We start from the raw sequence: 16,457 nt of genomic DNA on the forward strand, positions 1-16,457 counted from the left end.
GCTGACCCCGGAGGGTGTCTCGCGCGGATCAGTGCGAGACGGTCGGGTTCTCGGATGTCGCTTCACGCGCCTGGCGCGCCGAGGCGACGTCGTCGACGACGACGACGATGTGGCGCACGCTGGAGATCAGGGAGCCGTAGAGCGGCCAGGAGTCTCCGGGCAGTCCCTCGCCCTCTGACATCTCGGTGGAGAGGGAGCTGAGGTTGTCGTGCATGGATGCGACCTCGGCATCGGGATCTGCGATCGCCCGGCCCGCGTCTCCGACGATCTGTGCCCACTGTTCGCGGAAGCGATGGTCCCATTCCCCGTCGGTGTAGGTCGCCTCTCGCAGGGTGCGAGCCAGGTGCCGCAGATGGGAGATCCCCTCGTCGACGCGTTCGAGGATCTCCTCGTAGCTTGCCTGCTCGGAGTTCCAGCTGCTGACCTCGAAGCTCTGAATGCCCTGCCGCGCGCGGGGGTTGGCCCGGCGAGATTCACGGGCGAAGCGCACCACGGTCCAGGCCGAGTTCAGCTCCTCGGTCATCGATTCGGTCTCCCGGAACCATGCTTCAGCCTGATCGGTGTCCCATGAATCGGAGAACTCCTGGGAGATGCTGACCAGTACGCTGCCCATGCGCTCATTGATGCTGTCCACGTAGCGGCTGGCCTGCTTGTCTCGCAGCGGCGGCACGATCAGCAGGTTGACCAGCAGGCCGGCGGCCACACCGACGGCGACTTCGAGGATCCGGTCATCGAGCAGCCCCGCTTGATCATCGAAGCCGCTGCCGAGCACGAAGATCGCGGTGGTGGCGATCGCGATCCCCTCATCGCGGATCCAGGAGATCCGAGCCGCGACCACCCCGACCAGCAGGGCCAGGGCGAAGGTCCACAGGCTGACGCCGAGGAAGTAGCCGATCAGGAAGGAGAGACCGACGCCGAGGCTCGATGCGATGGTGGTCTGGATGCCGCGGGAGAGCGAACGATGGACCGTGGCGTGGACGGTGAGAAGCGCGGTCCACGGCGCGAGGAACGCCAGCTCGGATTCCAGCACCGAGGTGGAGACCCACCAGGCACCGGTGCCTGCGATCACGGTCTTGAGGATCTGCAGCAGATCGGTGAGGAACTCCGGCCGCTGCACCAGGTGTCGGATCTTCCTGGCATCCCCTTCAGATGCCGGGCTGCGCCCAGGGGTGTTCTTCGCGTCCTGGTGGCTGCGGTTCGTCGTCTCCTCCTGGGAACGTCGGGCCACGCGTGCTCCTCGGGGTCTTGGTCGGCGATCGGGGGACAAGAGCCTACTAGATCTGGTTCGATGCCCTCCACCGGCACCATCACTCGTCGCCCAGCGGCAGCAGCACCGAAGCTTCGACGTCGCCGGTGAGCAGCAGCGGGTTGATGTACTCCCCATAGAGCCGCACGCCCCAGTGCAGGCAGGGTGCATCGCAATGGCCTGAGCTGGCAGCGAGCGTCCCCGCCGGATCCCCGGCGCTGACCCGATCGCCGACCTCCAGAGTGGTCTCCACCGGCTCGAAGGAGCTGAGGTACCCCTTCCCGTGTCGGATGGAGAGCACCGGACGATCCACCACCACGCCCGTGAAGCTGACCTCACCGTCCGTCGGAGCCCTGATGGTCGCCCCGACGCTCAGCGGCCCCAGGTCCACCCCGCGGTGCCCTGGACCCCAGGGGGAGGGGGGCCTGGCGAAGGGCCGGAGCTCATCCGCGGTCACGGGCAGCCGCCAGGGCGCCTGTGCCATCGTTGGCGAAGAGCGCCCCGCCGAGAAGGGCTCCACCGCCGATGACCCCGCCGAGGCCGGCGTCAGCCCGCCCAGAACAATCAGCAGCGCGACACTCAGCGCCGCGACCTTCGCCTCCGTGAATCCTCGCCCCCGCCTGCCCATGCACCCAGCCTCGACCACCCCGAACTCCGATCCCCGCGAGTCCGCCGATGTGTGGAGCATCCAGGGCGCTGGCGGATCCCTGTGGCGGTTGGGGAAAACGGCGTCGAGCCGCTAAGCTGAACCCCAGCAGTTGACTTCTTCGTGCCTCGGCATGCCTGAATCAGCTGACTACGCGCAGAGGTTGCCCGAGCGATCGGGGCGTTTCTCATCGGTCCGCATGACAGCTGTTCTCTACTCTGGGACAGCCGTGCGGAGAGAACGCGAGTCCCCTCCCTCTTCTGCCAGGAGCCCGAGAGAACCGGGCCACTGTCCAACCGAGAAACCCAGCCGGAGCTGCATGAGGCATGTCCTCCATGTTCCAAGCCCGGCATTGAAAGGAAATACCATGCCTGTCGTCACCATGCGCCAGCTGCTCGACTCCGGTGTCCACTTCGGTCACCAGACTCGCCGCTGGAACCCGAAGATGAAGCGCTTCATCTTCACCGAGCGCAACGGTATCTACATCGTTGACCTCCAGCAGTCCCTCTCCTACATCGACACTGCTTACGAGTTCGTCAAGCAGACCGTCGCCCACGGCGGCTCCGTCCTCTTCGTCGGCACCAAGAAGCAGGGCCAGGAAGCCATCGCCGAGCAGGCCACCCGCGTCGGTCAGCCCTACGTCAACCACCGTTGGCTCGGCGGCATGCTGACCAACTTCGCCACGGTCTCCAAGCGCGTCCAGCGCATGAAGGAGCTCGAGGAGATCGACTTCGACGACGTCGCAGGCTCCGGTCACACCAAGAAGGAACTGCTGCTGATGCGCCGCGAGCTCACCAAGCTGCAGTCCAATCTCGGTGGTATCCGCAACCTCACCAAGACCCCCTCCGCGGTCTGGATCGTCGACACCAACAAAGAGCACCTGGCCGTCGATGAGGCCAAGAAGCTCGGCATCCCCGTGATCGCCATCCTCGACACCAACTGCGATCCCGATGACGTCCACTACCCGATCCCGGGCAACGACGACGCCATCCGGTCCGTGGACCTGCTGACCCGCGTGATCGCCGACGCCGTGGCCGATGGCCTCATGGCTCGCGAATCCAAGCGCGGCGGCGGCTCCGGCACGGCTGCAGAGCCGATGGCCGAGTGGGAGCGCGAGCTGCTCGAGCAGCACGCCACTGAGAAGTCCGCCGAGACTGAGAAGTCCGGCAAGACCGAAGAGCCAGCAAAGACCGAGCAGTCAGACGAGGCCGCCGAGCCCGCCAAGGCTGAGCAGTCCGAGCCGGCCGCAGAGGCGCCCGCTGCCGAGTCCACCGAGTCCACCGAAGCTCCGGCTGAAGAAGTCAAGTAAAGAGAGGAACTGCTTTTCTATGGCGAACTACACCGCTGCAGACATCAAGGCCCTGCGTGAGCGCACCGGCGCCGGCATGATGGACGTGAAGAAGGCTCTCGACGAGACCGACGGCGATACCGAGAAGGCCCTCGAGGCCATCCGTATCCGCGGACTCAAGGGTGCCGCCAAGCGCGAAGGCCGTTCCGCCGCTGAGGGCCTGGTCACCGCCAAGGTCGTCAACGGCACCAAGGGCTTCCTGGTCGAGATCAACGCCGAGACCGACTTCGTGGCCAAGTCCGCGAAGTTCGTCGCACTGGCCGACAAGGTCCTCGAGACCGCTGTCGCCCACGACGTGACCACCGTGGAGGCACTCCTGGAGGCCGACGTCGAGGGCAAGAAGCTCGTCGACTTCGTCACCGAAGAGGGTGCGATCCTCGGCGAGAAGGTCGTCGTGCGTCGTCTTGCCACGGTAGAGGGTGCCTTCGTGGACGCCTACCTGCACAAGACCTCCAAGGACCTTCCGGCTCAGGTCGGCGTGCTCTTCGCCGTCGACGCCGACTCGGATCAGGCCAAAGAGGCTGCTCACGACATCGCGGTGCACGCCGCCGCGCTGTCCCCGCAGTTCCTGACCCGCGACGAGGTCCCCGCAGCGACCGTGGCAGACGAGCGCCGCATCGCCGAGGAGACCGCCCGGGCCGAGAACAAGCCCGAGCAGGCGATGACCAAGATCATCGAAGGTCGCACCAACGCGTACTTCAAGGACAACGTGCTGGTCGACCAGCCGTTCGCCAAGGACCCGAAGAAGACCGTCACCCAGGTCCTCGAGTCCGCCGGCACGTCTGCCAAGGGTCTGGCTCGCTTCCGCGTCGGAGCTTGATACTCAACGCAGCTGAAGTGGAGGGCGGCTGACCACTAGACTGGTCGCAGCTCAACAGTTCAGACGTCAAGGGGGTGACCACTTCACACGAGGTGGTCACCCCCTTTTCTGTGCCCACACCGGCCTCACCGGGTCCCAGCAGCCCGGAAGACCGCACCACCGACGCCCCACGATCCCCTGGAGGACACCCATGACCGCAGAGACACCGACACACCGCCGCCGAGTGCTCCTGAAGCTCTCCGGAGAGGTCTTCGGCGGAGGCGCAGTGGGAGTCGATCCGGCCACGGTCCGCGGGATCGCTGAGCAGATCGCCGCGGTCAAGGGCAAGGTGGAGGTCTCCGTCGTCGTCGGCGGCGGCAACTTCTTCCGCGGCGCCGAGCTTTCCCGGGCCGGCATGGATCGGGCCCGCGCCGACTACATCGGCATGCTGGGCACCGTGATGAACGCGCTGGCGCTGCAGGACTTCCTGGAGCAGGCCGGCCAGCCCACCCGCGTGCAGACCGCCATCACCATGGGCCAGGTCGCCGAGTCCTACATCCCGCTGCGCGCCGTGCGCCACATGGAGAAGGACCGGGTGGTCGTCTTCGGCGCCGGCGCGGGCATGCCCTACTTCTCCACCGACACCGTCTGTGCCCAGCGCGCCCTGGAGACCCACTCCGACATGGTGCTCATGGCCAAGTCCGGGGTCGACGGGGTCTACACCGCGGACCCGAAGACCACCCCCGACGCGCAGAAGCTGGATCACCTGACCTACACCGATGCGCTGCGCAAGAACATCCGGGTCATGGACCAGACCGCGATGACCATGTGCAATGACAACGACCTCAACATGCGCGTGTTCGGCATGGAGGGGGAGGGCAACGTGACCCGTGCCCTGCTCGGCGAGGAGATCGGCACGCTGGTCACCCCCTGACCTGGTGGCCCCGACTAGACTGAACCTCAATTCCATCCTCAACGTCATCCCCTAAGGAGACCCCCGTGATTGATGAGACCCTGGCAGATGCCAAGGAGCAGTTCGAACGAGCCATCGAGGCCACCTCGGTCGACTTCAGCACCGTGCGCACCGGCCGAGCCAATCCGGCGATCTACTCCCGCGTGCTGGTGGACTACTACGGCTCCGCCACACCGCTGCAGCAGCTGGCTTCCTTCGCCACCCCGGATGCCAAGACCATCCTGATCACCCCCTTCGACGTCTCCGCGATGCGCGACATCGAGCGGGCGCTCTCCGACTCCGAGGTCGGCGCCAACCCCTCGAACGACGGCAAACAGATCCGGATCACGATCCCGGACCTCACCGAGGAGCGCCGCAAGGAGTACGTGAAGCTGATCAAGTCCAAGGGCGAGGACCACAAGGTCTCGGTGCGCAACACCCGGCGCAAGTCCAAGGAGATCATCGAGAAGGCCATCAAGGACGGCGAGGTCGGCAAGGACGACGGCGAGCGGGGCACCAAGGAGCTCGAGAGCCTCACCAAGACCTACGTCGAGAAGATCGACGAGATGAGCAAGCGCAAAGAAGCTGAGCTGCTCGAAGTCTGATGTCGGGCAAAGCTGGGAGGAATCTGCCCGCAGCCATCATCACCGGCGTCGTCCTGCTGGTACCCGCACTGCTCGGGATCTTCTTCTTCGAGCTGATGCTGATCTTGGTCTGGACGATCCTGCTCTCGATGGGTGTCTGGGAGGTGGCCCGCGCGCTTGAGACGCGCGTGACCCCCAACGGACACCAGCTTCGGCTCCCCAAGATTCCGCTGTTCCTCGGTGCCGTCGCGATGCCCACCGCCGCCTACTTCGGCGGGGTGGAGGCGCTGACGCTGGCGCTGATCGCCACCGGACTGGCCATCGTCGTCGCGGCAGCCCTCTGGAAGGTCCGGGATCCGGGGCGCTCCATCCTGTCCTCGATCTTCGTGGCCAGCTGGGTGCCGTTCATGATGTCCTTCGCCGTGCTGCTGCTCAACCTCGACCAGGGTGACTGGCGCCTCGTCGTCGTCGTGCTGCTGGTGGTCTCGAACGACACCTTCGGCTACATCTTCGGGGTGTTCCTCGGCAAGCACCCGATGGCGCCGAAGATCAGTCCGAAGAAGTCCTGGGAGGGCTTCGGCGGCTCGCTGCTCGGTGCCACCGGCGTCGGGGTGCTGGCCTCCTGGCTGATCTTCGACGAGCCGGTCTACATCGGCGCGGTGCTCGCTGTCGCCGTGGTCATCGCCTCCACCGCGGGCGACTTCTCCGAGTCGATGGTCAAACGCGAGCTCGGCATCAAGGACATGTCTCGACTCCTCCCAGGTCACGGCGGAGTGATGGATCGGTTGGACTCGCTGGTCTTCGCGATGCCCACCGCGTTCTTCGTGATCGTGGCGCTTAACGCGGATGCCGGCGGAGTGCCACTAGGATTATGACCATGGCGAACGAGATTGCACTGTTCACGCTTCTGAGCGACCAGGAGCAGGGGTACAACCGCGACGAGGTTGACGAATTCATGGCTCGGGCCCGCGTGGCCTATGACTCCGGCGAGGGCATGGCCCTGTCGGAGATCCGTGACGTCAGCTTCTCCATGACCGGCGGCGGCTATGACCCTGCTGAGGTGGACGGCGCGCTGGACCGGCTTGAGGACGCCTTCGCCAGCGCCGAGCGGGACAAGTACATCGATGCCCACGGCGAGGACGCCTGGTACGAGATGCTCGCCGAGCGCGCTGAGCCGCTGCGCGGACGGCTCTCCCGCCCGGACGGCAGACGCTTCCGAGAGCCCGCGCACTCGGCCTCCAACGGTTACCGCAAGGAGCAGGTCGACGAGCTTTGCCGCCAGCTTGAGCAGTACCTCGACGGTGAGAACCCGATGAGCGTCGACGAGGTCCGCACCATCACCTTCAGCGGCGCCCACGGCCACAACGGCTACGACGAGGCCCAGGTGGACGCCTTCCTGGACAAGATGACCGAGATCATGGCCTCCGTCGGCTGACCCTTTCCTTTCTCTCTTCTCGTTGAGGGTCCTGGGACCCGGCTCCGCGGAGTTTTCCCCAGGACCGGATCAGCTGCTCCGGCTCCACAGCCGAGGCCTCGGCCGCCCCTGGCGCGTTGCCCGGGTGTGCACTGAATACCGTGGAGTCACTGGACCTGCCCCGGGATGGTCGCCGCCGACCCGCGCAGTTCGTGCCGGCGACAGGACGACGACGGGCGCGTCTCCTGGCCTCCGGCATGCCGCGCCGCCGTTCCATATCAGCAGCCCCGCAGGAGGTTCCCGCGTGCAGCGGCCTGACTTGGTTGTGGGGCACCGGATCACGGTGCCTGAGCGGTTCATCGTCGACCTCGCAGGCTTGCCTGAACCGCGGGTGAATCCGGTGATCCGGCATCCCAGCGGGCACCCGTGGTTCGAGCCTGACCTGGCGATCCCGGAGTTCCGCGTCTCGATCCAGTACGAGGGGGAGGAGCTCCACTCCACACCGGTCAGCGTCCGCAAAGATGTGCGCCGCAGCGAGATCACCGAGCAGCTGGGCTGGCTCGAGGTCAGGATCACCGCGGACCACATGGGGGATCAGGGGCGCCGTGGGATCCAACGCATCCAGTGTGTCCTGGTGCAGCAAGGCTGGCGTCCCGAAAATCCCACCGCACACAGTTGAGGGGCGGATTCTCCGAGCAGCCTCTGCCGTTTCCGGCATGAAGTACTCGTAGAATCCGCCCCTCAACGAATGGGGGTGAAGAAGGCCTAGTGGTCGGCGGCCTTCTCGGCGCCGACACCGGTCAGCGAGCGGATCTCCATCTCGGCCTGCTTGGCCGGATCCTCCGCCACCTTCGAGGTCAGCGAACCGATCCAGCCCAGCAGGAAGGCCAGCGGGATCGAGACCAGACCCGGGTTGGTCAGCGGGTACAGCGCCAGGTCGATCTCCGGGAAGAACGAGGTGTCGCGGCCCCAGACCACGGGGGAGAAGGCGATCAGCAGCAGCGCCGAGCCGAGTCCGCCGTACATGGACCACAGCGCGCCACGGGTGGTGAAGCGCTTCCAGAACAGCGAGAACAGGATCGTCGGCAGGTTCGCCGAGGCGGCGACCGCGAAGGCCAGCGCCACCAGGAAGGCGACGTTCTGCCCCTGTGCACCGATGCCACCGAGGATCGCGAGGATGCCGACCACGATCACGGTCATCTTGGCAGCCTTGACCTCGCCGGCGGAGTCGATCTTGCCCTTCTTGATGACCTGGGCGTAGACGTCGTGGGCGAAGGAGGCCGAGGCCGTGATCGTCAGACCCGCGACCACCGCGAGGATGGTGGCGAAGGCGACGGCGGCGATGAAGCCCAGCAGGAACGTCCCGCCGAGTTCGTAGGCCAGCAGCGGTGCCGCGGAGTTCTGCCCGCCGGGTGCTGCCAGGATCGTCTCGGTGTCCAGCAGTGCCGCTGCGCCGTAGCCCAGCACCAGGGTGAACAGGTAGAACGCGCCGATCAGGGCGATGGCCACCACGACGGACTTGCGTGCGTCCTTGGCGGTGGGAACCGTGTAGAAGCGGATCAACACGTGCGGCAGGGCGGCGGTGCCCAGAACCAGTGCGATGCCCAGGGACATGAAGTCCAGCTTGGTGAAGAGATCCGCGCCGTACTGCAGGCCGGGCTCGAGCAGAGCCTCTTCACCGGTGTTGTCCACCGCTGCGCCGAGCAGCTCGGAGAAGTTGAAGCCGTAGAGCGCCAGGACCCAGACGGTCATGACGGCAGAGCCGGCGATCAGCAGGGTGGCCTTGATGATCTGCACCCAGGTGGTGCCCTTCATGCCGCCGATGAAGACGTAGAAGATCATCAGCGAGCCGACCACAGCGATGATCAGTGACTGACCGATCCCGCTCTCGATGCCGAGCAGCAGCGCGACCAGCGCGCCGGCGCCCGCCATCTGTGCGAGCAGGTAGAACAAGCAGACCGCAAGGGTCGAGATGGCTGCGGCGATGCGGACCGGCTGCTGACGCAGACGGAAGCTGAGCACGTCGGCCATGGTGAACTTGCCGGTGTTGCGCATCAGTTCGGCGACCAGCAGCAGGGCGATCAGCCATGCCACCAGGAAGCCGATGGAGTAGAGGAAGCCGTCGTAGCCGTAGATCGCGATGGCGCCCACGATGCCCAGGAAGGACGCCGCCGAGAGGTAGTCGCCGGCGATGGCGGTGCCGTTCTGCGTGCCGGAGAAGGAGCGTCCGCCTGCGTAGTAGTCGGCGGCGGTGCTGGTGTTCTTCGACGCGCGGATCACGAAGAACAGCGTGACGCCCACGAAGACGAGGAAGATGGAGATGTTCGCCAGCGGGCTGCCGACGTCGGAGCCCGCTTCCGCGGCCGCGGTCGCGAGCGGCGTCAGTCCGGCATCTGTGATCGATGCGTTGATCAGGGAGTTCATCAGTGCTTGTCCTCCTCAGGAAGGCCCGCGCCTCGGGCTTCGAGCTCGATGCGGATCGCCGAGGATTTCGGGTCCATCTTCGAGTTGCTGAACCAGACATAGAGTCCGGTGATCACGAATGTGGTGACGAACTGCGCGAGTCCGAGCACCAGGCCGAGGTTGATGTTTCCCCAGACCGGGATCGCCATCACGTCCGGGAAGAACGCGGCGACGATCACGAACGCGATGTACCAGATGAGGAAGAACGCCGTCATCGGGAAGACGAAGCTCCGGTGCGTCCGGCGAAGCTCCTGGAAGTCTTCGCGCGCCTGCACCTCCTGGTAGTCAACGGGCCCCGCGTCGGGGGCATTGACTTGTGTCATTGCGGCTCCTTAGAAAGTAGCGTCGGCACGCGGAAGCGGGCCTCGGTCACATGTGTGTACCTCCAGAGTGCAGTGTGACCCGGGTCACGATCGGCCTCAGCGCGATGTTGTGCGATGAGCGGCACTGGATTAGCGATGAGTGGTCATCGGGCTGCGCCTGGCGGTCGGATCATGAGCTGTGCAACAGATCGACCCGCGCCCTCATAGGATGAGCACGATGAATTTCCTGGCAGAGCTCGCCCCCCTGGTGCTCGCCCTGGCCCTGGTGGTCGGGGTGATCCTGGCTGCCGTCCTGCTCTACCGCACCCACGACGACGACGCCGGCCCCGCCTCGACCCGGGATGCGGTGATCAGCCCGGAGATCCGGGCACAGCTGAGCGAGGCGCCGGTGGAGGAGCAGCTGCGGCGCCAGCTCGTCGAGGCAGAGCTGCGCTCGCTGCGCGCGCAGATCTCCCCGCACTTCATCTACAACAGCCTCAACGCCATCGCCGCGACGATTCCCACCGACCCGGTCAGGGCGCGTGAGCTGGTGCTGGACTTCGCAGACTTCACCCGGTACAGCCTGCGCGCCGAGGGGGAGTTCACCACGCTGCGCGAGGAGCTGGCCGCGGTCGAAAGCTATGTGCTGCTGGAGAAGGCGCGCTTCGGCGACCGCATCCAGGTGAAGCTGCAGATCGCCCCGGAGGTGCTCGGCGTGCGCATCCCCTTCCTTGCGGTGCAGCCTCTGGTGGAGAATGCGGTTCGCCACGGAATGGATTCGGACTCCGGATCCGGCACGGTCTGGCTGCGGGCCGCGGACACGGCCACCCATGCCGAGATCAGCGTGGAGGACGACGGGCACGGCGCAGATCCCGAAGCGATGCATCAGGTGCTCCACGGGGAGGCTGGCAACGCCCACATCGGGGTGCGCAATGTGGATCTGCGGCTGCGCCAGGCCTACGGCGCCGACGCCGGGCTGGTGGTGGAGACCGCACTCGGGGCCGGGATGAAGGTCTCCATGCGGGTCCCGAAGTTTCAGCCCGATCCGTTCCAGCCCGAGAAGCACCACCCAGACCGCCCAGAGCAGCAGCCAGTCCAGCGTCATGAGCCCCAGGGAGGATCCTGATGGAAGCGAGCATGAATCCGCAGGGCCTGACCGTCCTGGTGGTCGACGACGAACCGCTGGCGCTGTCTCAGATGAAGTGGCTGCTCGCCGCCGAACCCCAGGCGGGCGAGGTGTTCACCGCAGCGGACGCGCGCAGCGCGGAACAGGTGCTGCAGCAGCGACGGATCGATGTGGTGCTGCTGGACATCCACATGCCCGGGATGAGCGGTCTGGCGCTGGCGCGCCGGCTGCGGGACCTCCCGGCGGTCGAGCCCCAGGCTGAGGCCGGACCGCAGGTGGTCTTCGTGACCGCCGATGCCCATCCGGCGGTGGAGGCCTTCGAGCTCGAAGCCCGGGACTATCTGCTCAAACCGGTGCGCGCCGAGCGGCTGGCCGAGGCGCTGCGTCGGGCGGCGGCGGCCCGGGAGACCGCCGCGCAGGATCGGCCCGAGCCGGTCAGGGTCGCGGTGCTGCAGGGAGACTCCACGGTGCTGGTGAACCTGCAGGACATCCGCTGGGTCCAGGCCCATGGAGACTACGCCCGGCTCCACACCCAGGCCGGGACCTACCTGCTGCGCACCCCGCTCGCGGAGCTTGCCGAGGCCTGGGAGGAGCACGGGTTCATCCGCACCCACCGGTCCTCCCTGGTCAACCTCATCCACGTGCAGCGGGTGACCCGCCGACAGGGACGGATGCTCATCGAAGTGCCCGGTGCCGAGCTTGAGGTCAGCCGACGGCTGATGCCCCAGGTGCGCGAGCGCCTGGAGACCGGCCGCTGATGAGCGACTCCGACACAGGCCCCACCGGCCCCGCCGCCCTGCGGATCGCCGTGCGCGGCCCCGAGGCGGTGCCCACCGTGCGCGAGGCGCTGCTGACCCGCAGCCAGGCCGCCGACCACGCCCGTACCGCCGGAGCAGACTCCGATCAGCGCGCCCAGGCGGTGCGTGCGCTGATCCGCGCCCAGCTGCGGCTCGCGCTGATCCTCGGCGTCGGATTCTTCTGCACCGTGGTGGTGACCAGCCTGCTGCTGGTCACCACCGGGCTCGGATCGCTCACGCTCTGGGGCGTGCCGCTGACCTGGGCCGTCCCCGGCGTCGGCTTCTTCCCGGTGCTGCTGGGCCTGGCCTGGTACTTCCGCCGGCGCTCAGAGGCCAATGAGCAGCTGTGGGCCGAGGTGCTCGGACTCAGCCTGCAGAGCCCCGGCGCCAGGCCCCGCACAGCAGCCGTAGCCTCACCCGCCCAGACCGCCCAGACCGCCCAGACCGCCCCGAACGCCCAGACGGCCCCGACCGCCGAGGACCCGCGGTGACCGGTGAGCAGATCGCCGTCCTGGGCGCCGTCGCCCTGGTGTGCGCGGTGACCCTGCTGCTCGGCGGCCCGGGCCTCTCGCGCAGCACCGGGGACTTCTTCGTGGCCTCACGCCGGGTCCCGCCCTGGATGAACGCCTCGGCGATCGCCGGGGAGTTCCTCTCCGCAGCGAGCTTCCTGGGCGTGGCCGGGCTGATCCTGGCCCACGGGACCTACGGGCTGTGGTTCCCGGTCGGCTACACCGCAGGCTTCCTGATCGTGCTGCTGTTCATGGCCGCCCCGCTGCGCCGATCCGGGGCCTATACGATCCCGGACTTCGTGGTGCTGCGCTTCCGCTCCGCGATGATGCGCAGGATGACGGTCATCGTCGTGGTCGCCGCCGGCTGGCTCTACATCGTCCCGCAGCTCCATGGCGCCTCGATCGCGCTCTCGGCCACCGGCGGGGCGCCCGGCTGGGTGGGACCGCTGCTGGTCGCCCTCGTGGTGCTCTTCGTGGTGCTCACCGGCGGGATGCGTTCGGTGACCCTCGCCCAGGCGGTCCAATACTGGGTCAAGCTCACCGCGCTGCTGGTGCCCACGGTGTTCATCCTGCTCCAGGTCGGGTTCTGGGAGCGGCTGGAGCTGCCGGAGTTCAACGGCGCCTGGTCCGCCGGGCTGGCCTCGCTGAGCGACTCCGGGGACCAGTGGGGGGAGTTCTCCCGCAGCCTCTCCGTGATGGTGGCCCTGATGATGGGCACCCTCGGGCTGCCCCACGTCCTGGTCCGCTTCTACACCAACCCCGACGGCGGCGCCGCCCGCCGCACCACCACCTTCCTGCTGGGCCTGCTCGTGCTGTTCTACCTGCTGCCGGTGCTGCTCGGGGTCATCGCCCGGATGGTCTGGGGCACGACGACGGGGGCCGGTGCGCTGGCGGGCACCGGTGGTCTGAGCCACGACACCGCGATCCTGCGGCTGCCTGCCGCGGTCTTCGACGGTCTGGCCAGCGACCTGCTCACCGCGCTGATCGCCGGGGGAGCCTTCGCTGCGTTCCTCTCCACCACCTCGGGGCTGGTGGTCTCGGTGTCTGGAGTGCTCTCGCAGGAGTTCTTCTCCGGCACCGTGCGCGGATTTCGGCTCGGTGCGCTGCTGGCGATCACGGTCCCGCTGGTGGTGGGATCGGCGACCTCCGAGTTGGCGCTCGCCGGTGCGGTGGCGATGGTCTTCACCTTCACCGCCTCCGCGCTGGCCCCGGTGATGCTGCTCGGGGTGTGGTGGCGCGGGCTCACCGCGCAGGGCGCGTTCTGGGGCATGACGGTGGGCGCGGTGAGCTCGCTGACCGCGCAGGTGCTGGGTCTGGCCCTGGGGGAGGGCCCGGTGCAGGACGGAGCGATGCAGCTGCTGGTCTCCCCGGCGCTGTGGTGCGTCCCGCTGGCCTTCGCGGTGACGGTGCTGGTGAGCAGGTTCGGTCGTCAACAGCCGCCGAGTCACACCGATGCGGTCATGGAACGGCTGCACACGCCTGAGCTCGCCGCGCTGCGGCCGGGCCGCTGACGCGCAGCCGGCCCGAGAAGCAGGGCGCCTGAAGCTCGGTGCACGTGAAGGTCAGGGCGCCTGAAGCTCGGTGCACCTGAAGTTCGGTGCACCTGAAGTTCAGGTGCAGCTGAACTTCAGCGCAGCCGTGGCTCGCCCGGGTAGCGCAGTCCGATCTGGGCACGGATCTCATCCAGGGTGCCCATGATCCGCACCGAATCGTCCACGCTGAGCCGCTCGCCTCCGAGCACCCCGCGGGCCACGTAGTCCTCGGCCGCGAGGGCCTGATGCTGCATGCCCACACCGTTGCGGGCAGACTCGTAGCGCTCCAGCAGCGTGCCGTCGGCGGCGCGATGGCTGAAGTCCGTCGAGGTGTACCAGACCCCGTCGATGTCGATCCGCCCTTCGGTGCCCACGATATGGGCGGTGTTGGGGCCCTTCGCGCGCGAGGAGGTCGTCGTCGTCGAGAGTGCCCCTGAGAGGTGGGTCATCACGGTGGCGACCTCGGTGTCCGCGCCGGTGGCACCGAAATGTGCGGCGGCCTGGATGCTGATCGGTTCGCCGAGGATGTCCCAGGCGAAGGAGATCGGGTAGATGCCGAGGTCCAGCAGGGCGCCGCCGCCGAGGGTCAGCGCGTTGATCCGATGCTCCGGGTCGGTGGGCAGGGACTGGGTGTGATCGGCGAAGACGGTGCGGACCTCGCCGATTCCGCCGGCGGCGATGATCTCGCGAATCCGGCGCATATGCGGCAGGTATCGGGTCCACATGGCCTCCATGACCAGCAGTCCCCGGCGCGCGGCGAGGTCGCGCAGCTCCACGGCTTCGGCGCGGTTGAGCGTGAACGGCTTCTCCACGAGCACATGCTTGCCCGCTTCGAGCGCCATCCCGGCGGTCTCGCGGTGCATCGGATGCGGGGTGGCCACGTAGATGATGTCGACCTCGGGGTCCGCCACGAGCGCCTCATAGGAGTCGTGGGCGCGGGGGATCCCATAGGTGGTTGCGAAGCGCTGCGCGGACTCCGCAGAGCGGGAGCCTACGGCGCGCACGTCGAGGCCGGCGATCAGCGCATCGGAGGTGAACTGCCCGGCGATGAACCCGGTGGCCAGGATGCCCCAGCGCAGTGAACCCGGGCGTGGAGCGGGGGCCGCGGGGTGTGTCTCGACCTGTGTCTCGGCGGAGCGAGCGGAGTCGAGGGGAGAATCTTCCGGAAACGCCGGCGTTGCGTGGCTCACAGTCATGGGCCTGAGAATACACCGAGCAGGAGTTTTCCTCAGGCTGCTGGTTCGGACAATGGTCTGCGCAGCGGCAAAACCCTAGGGTGGCACCCCAGGGCACCCCGGGGGGTGTGGACTTTAGTCTCTAGAGTGAACAAGGGCCCGCCGGCCCCTTCGCCGGTGGATCCACCCCTGCAGGACTCCCTGCCAGATCTCCGGGATGCTTCGCTATGCCTGTTCCTCCCAGCTCCGCCGTGACTGCCCCGCCGCCTGCCCTCAGCCCACTCCCTTCCAGTCAAGACCAGTTCTCGACCCGCAGCTGCCAGGAGCGCTCCACCGCCACACGAGGGGGTGCCTCCGATGCGGGCAGAAGATGACACAGAGTTGGACGTCCGTGACGCCTTTGCCGCGCACGGAGGGGCTCTCTTCTCCTTCGCGCGCAAGGCCCTGGGTGACCGAGCCGAGGCAGAGGACTGTGTTCAGGAGGCCTTCATCCGCGCCTGGCGAAACAGAGACCTCTACCGCAGCGAACGGGGTTCGGTGCGGACATGGCTGTTCGCCATCACGCGGAACCTGATCATCGATTCCCTGCGCGCCCGCGCCCGGCGCCCGGCGCCGTCGGATCTGGAGAAGATGCAGTGGCCGAGCGAGCAGGTGACGGAGGACATCCTCATTGTGGAGCGGCTGGTCCTCTATGAGGCCCTGGCCACACTCACCTACGAGCACCGCCAGGTGATCGCCGCTGTTCAGCTGAACGGCGTCGGCTATTCGGAGCTTTCGGCGCAGACGGGGGTTCCGGTCGCGACCTTGCGGACGCGGATGTATTACGGGCTGAGATCATTGCGGACGGCCCTGGGAGGGCATGCGCGCGAGGAGGGAGATGCCTTCGCGGCCGGAGGGGCCGATGATGTCGCGCGAGCCTACGACTGAGCTGGTTGGTCCCGGCTCAGGCGCGGACGCCGGGTGCGAATCCCGGCGTCTGCTCCGGGGGGCTGGTGCGCTGCGAGGTCACCGCCGCCGCGGTCCAGAGTTCACGCCGGGAGTCCATCCTCAGCTTCGGCAGCAGGTTCGCCACGTGATACTCCACGGTCTTCTGCGAGACGAACAGGCTCTCGGAGATCTGACGATTGGTCCGCCCCTGAGAGATCAGGTGAGCGATGTCCCGTTCCCGCGGAGTGAGCGAGGCATAGCGGCCAGCCACGGAGAGAAGTCTGCCCTTGACCGCGGTCAGCTCCGGAGCAGCGCCGAGCTGGGCGAAGATGTCCCGCGCCGCCTCGAGCTGATCGTCAGCCTCGGTGTGCTCTCCGCGTTCGCGATGGACGACGCCGAGGCTGTGGTGGAGTCGGGCCTTGGTGTGCGGAAAGTCTGCGGTGAGCCAGATGGCGGACCGGTAGTCCGCCACGGCAGTCATGAGATCTCCGCGCTGCGCGGCGAGCTTGGCCCGCAGCGCCTGCGGGTGGCCATAGGGCAGCGGCAGCGCGGGGTGCGCGGCCACCTTCTGCGAGAACGTCGCCAGGAGTCGCTCGGCCTCTGCAAGCCGCGCTCGGGTTGGATTCTCGAGGTCCAG

18 protein-coding genes are annotated in these 16,457 nt (G+C 67.4%); 12 read left to right on the plus strand and 6 right to left on the minus strand.

All coding sequences use genetic code 11. From position 1 onward, the window contains the following. Positions 1-28: 28 nt before the first annotated feature. Together LSI54_RS02175 and LSI54_RS02180 are read right to left on the minus strand one after the other, a co-directional pair. Positions 29-1,228: an FUSC family protein gene (locus tag LSI54_RS02175; RefSeq protein WP_241464043.1), complete on the minus strand. Its 1,200-nt coding sequence runs from the start codon at positions 1,226-1,228 to the stop codon at positions 29-31. A 79-nt stretch (positions 1,229-1,307) separates the two neighbouring features. Continuing rightward, positions 1,308-1,730 carry a M23 family metallopeptidase gene (locus LSI54_RS02180; RefSeq protein WP_241477639.1) on the minus strand — a complete coding sequence of 141 codons (423 nt, stop codon included), beginning with the start codon at positions 1,728-1,730 and terminating at the stop codon, positions 1,308-1,310. 529 nt (positions 1,731-2,259) lie between these two features. Here LSI54_RS02180 and rpsB point away from each other — a divergent pair. From rpsB to LSI54_RS02215, 7 genes are all read left to right on the plus strand, one after another. After that, positions 2,260-3,201 (plus strand): 30S ribosomal protein S2, encoded by a 942-nt coding sequence (gene rpsB, locus LSI54_RS02185; protein WP_241477640.1) that lies wholly within the window; start codon positions 2,260-2,262, stop codon positions 3,199-3,201. A gap of 19 nt (positions 3,202-3,220) precedes the next feature. Beyond that, positions 3,221-4,060, plus strand: a complete 840-nt coding sequence (gene tsf, locus LSI54_RS02190) for a translation elongation factor Ts (protein WP_241464049.1) — start codon at positions 3,221-3,223, stop codon at positions 4,058-4,060. 190 nt (positions 4,061-4,250) lie between these two features. Continuing rightward, entirely contained in the window at positions 4,251-4,973 is a 723-nt protein-coding gene (gene pyrH / locus LSI54_RS02195; protein WP_241464050.1) for a UMP kinase, read from the plus strand. A 65-nt stretch (positions 4,974-5,038) separates the two neighbouring features. Continuing rightward, on the plus strand, positions 5,039-5,596 hold the full coding sequence (gene frr / locus LSI54_RS02200) for a ribosome recycling factor (protein WP_241464052.1): 558 nt from the start codon (positions 5,039-5,041) through the stop codon (positions 5,594-5,596). After that, entirely contained in the window at positions 5,596-6,450 is an 855-nt protein-coding gene (locus LSI54_RS02205) for a phosphatidate cytidylyltransferase (RefSeq protein ID WP_241464054.1), read from the plus strand. Before frr ends, LSI54_RS02205 begins: the two co-directional genes overlap by 1 nt. A 2-nt stretch (positions 6,451-6,452) precedes the next feature. Continuing rightward, positions 6,453-7,010 carry a DivIVA domain-containing protein gene (locus tag LSI54_RS02210; RefSeq protein WP_241464056.1) on the plus strand — a complete coding sequence of 186 codons (558 nt, stop codon included), beginning with the start codon at positions 6,453-6,455 and terminating at the stop codon, positions 7,008-7,010. A 283-nt stretch (positions 7,011-7,293) separates the two neighbouring features. Continuing rightward, the gene (locus LSI54_RS02215) at positions 7,294-7,668 is read left to right on the plus strand and encodes a hypothetical protein (protein ID WP_241477641.1); all 375 of its coding nucleotides are present in this window, start codon (positions 7,294-7,296) and stop codon (positions 7,666-7,668) included. Between the two features lie 86 nt (positions 7,669-7,754). Here the strand turns inward: LSI54_RS02215 and LSI54_RS02220 are convergent, their stop codons facing one another. Beyond that, a complete protein-coding gene (locus tag LSI54_RS02220; protein ID WP_241477642.1) occupies positions 7,755-9,413 on the minus strand; it encodes a solute symporter family protein in 1,659 nt (552 codons plus the stop codon). Continuing rightward, the gene (locus LSI54_RS02225) at positions 9,413-9,775 is read right to left on the minus strand and encodes a DUF485 domain-containing protein (RefSeq protein WP_241464062.1); all 363 of its coding nucleotides are present in this window, start codon (positions 9,773-9,775) and stop codon (positions 9,413-9,415) included. Before LSI54_RS02225 ends, LSI54_RS02220 begins: the two co-directional genes overlap by 1 nt. A 217-nt stretch (positions 9,776-9,992) precedes the next feature. Here LSI54_RS02225 and LSI54_RS02230 point away from each other — a divergent pair, with 217 nt between their 5' ends. Genes LSI54_RS02230 through LSI54_RS02245 form a run of 4 tightly spaced genes read left to right on the plus strand, consistent with a single transcriptional unit; the run spans position 9,993 to position 13,697 of the window. Further along, positions 9,993-10,880, plus strand: a complete 888-nt coding sequence (locus LSI54_RS02230) for a sensor histidine kinase (RefSeq protein ID WP_446740365.1) — start codon at positions 9,993-9,995, stop codon at positions 10,878-10,880. Continuing rightward, positions 10,880-11,638: a LytR/AlgR family response regulator transcription factor gene (locus LSI54_RS02235; RefSeq protein ID WP_241477643.1), complete on the plus strand. Its 759-nt coding sequence runs from the start codon at positions 10,880-10,882 to the stop codon at positions 11,636-11,638. The genes LSI54_RS02230 and LSI54_RS02235 overlap by 1 nt, the downstream gene beginning before the upstream one ends. Next, entirely contained in the window at positions 11,638-12,168 is a 531-nt protein-coding gene (locus LSI54_RS02240) for a hypothetical protein (protein ID WP_241477644.1), read from the plus strand. The genes LSI54_RS02235 and LSI54_RS02240 overlap by 1 nt, the downstream gene beginning before the upstream one ends. After that, complete coding sequence (locus LSI54_RS02245) at positions 12,165-13,697, plus strand: sodium/solute symporter (protein ID WP_241475532.1); 1,533 nt, start codon at positions 12,165-12,167, stop codon at positions 13,695-13,697. Before LSI54_RS02240 ends, LSI54_RS02245 begins: the two co-directional genes overlap by 4 nt. A 116-nt stretch (positions 13,698-13,813) precedes the next feature. On the opposite strand, the gene LSI54_RS02250 is transcribed toward LSI54_RS02245, so the two are convergent. After that, on the minus strand, positions 13,814-14,914 hold the full coding sequence (locus LSI54_RS02250) for a Gfo/Idh/MocA family protein (RefSeq protein ID WP_241477645.1): 1,101 nt from the start codon (positions 14,912-14,914) through the stop codon (positions 13,814-13,816). A 336-nt stretch (positions 14,915-15,250) separates the two neighbouring features. Between LSI54_RS02250 and LSI54_RS02255 the strand changes: the two genes are divergently transcribed. Next, positions 15,251-15,820, plus strand: coding sequence for an RNA polymerase sigma factor (locus LSI54_RS02255; RefSeq protein WP_241477646.1), 570 nt, complete (start codon positions 15,251-15,253; stop codon positions 15,818-15,820). 16 nt (positions 15,821-15,836) lie between these two features. Here LSI54_RS02255 and LSI54_RS13245 read toward each other — a convergent pair whose 3' ends face one another. Then, positions 15,837-16,091 carry a response regulator transcription factor gene (locus LSI54_RS13245; RefSeq protein WP_370642692.1) on the minus strand — a complete coding sequence of 85 codons (255 nt, stop codon included), beginning with the start codon at positions 16,089-16,091 and terminating at the stop codon, positions 15,837-15,839. Between the last annotated feature and the right edge of the window lie 366 nt (positions 16,092-16,457).

This window comes from Nesterenkonia sp. AY15 (assembly GCF_022565855.1).
GTDB lineage: Bacteria > Actinomycetota > Actinomycetes > Actinomycetales > Micrococcaceae > Nesterenkonia.

Bases quoted from the DNA above. Each gene is read 5' to 3' on its own strand.
- LSI54_RS02180 (WP_241477639.1), bottom strand. From the start codon at position 1,730: ATGGCACAGGCGCCCTGGCGGCTGCCCGTGACCGCGGATGAGCTCCGG.
- rpsB (WP_241477640.1), top strand. From the start codon at position 2,260: ATGCCTGTCGTCACCATGCGCCAGCTGCTCGACTCCGGTGTCCACTTC.
- tsf (WP_241464049.1), top strand. From the start codon at position 3,221: ATGGCGAACTACACCGCTGCAGACATCAAGGCCCTGCGTGAGCGCACC.
- pyrH (WP_241464050.1), top strand. From the start codon at position 4,251: ATGACCGCAGAGACACCGACACACCGCCGCCGAGTGCTCCTGAAGCTC.
- LSI54_RS02205 (WP_241464054.1), top strand. From the start codon at position 5,596: ATGTCGGGCAAAGCTGGGAGGAATCTGCCCGCAGCCATCATCACCGGC.
- LSI54_RS02210 (WP_241464056.1), top strand. From the start codon at position 6,453: ATGGCGAACGAGATTGCACTGTTCACGCTTCTGAGCGACCAGGAGCAG.
- LSI54_RS02220 (WP_241477642.1), bottom strand. From the start codon at position 9,413: ATGAACTCCCTGATCAACGCATCGATCACAGATGCCGGACTGACGCCG.
- LSI54_RS02225 (WP_241464062.1), bottom strand. From the start codon at position 9,775: ATGACACAAGTCAATGCCCCCGACGCGGGGCCCGTTGACTACCAGGAG.
- LSI54_RS02230 (WP_446740365.1), top strand. From the start codon at position 9,993: ATGAATTTCCTGGCAGAGCTCGCCCCCCTGGTGCTCGCCCTGGCCCTG.
- LSI54_RS02235 (WP_241477643.1), top strand. From the start codon at position 10,880: ATGGAAGCGAGCATGAATCCGCAGGGCCTGACCGTCCTGGTGGTCGAC.
- LSI54_RS02240 (WP_241477644.1), top strand. From the start codon at position 11,638: ATGAGCGACTCCGACACAGGCCCCACCGGCCCCGCCGCCCTGCGGATC.
- LSI54_RS02250 (WP_241477645.1), bottom strand. From the start codon at position 14,914: ATGACTGTGAGCCACGCAACGCCGGCGTTTCCGGAAGATTCTCCCCTC.
- LSI54_RS02255 (WP_241477646.1), top strand. From the start codon at position 15,251: ATGCGGGCAGAAGATGACACAGAGTTGGACGTCCGTGACGCCTTTGCC.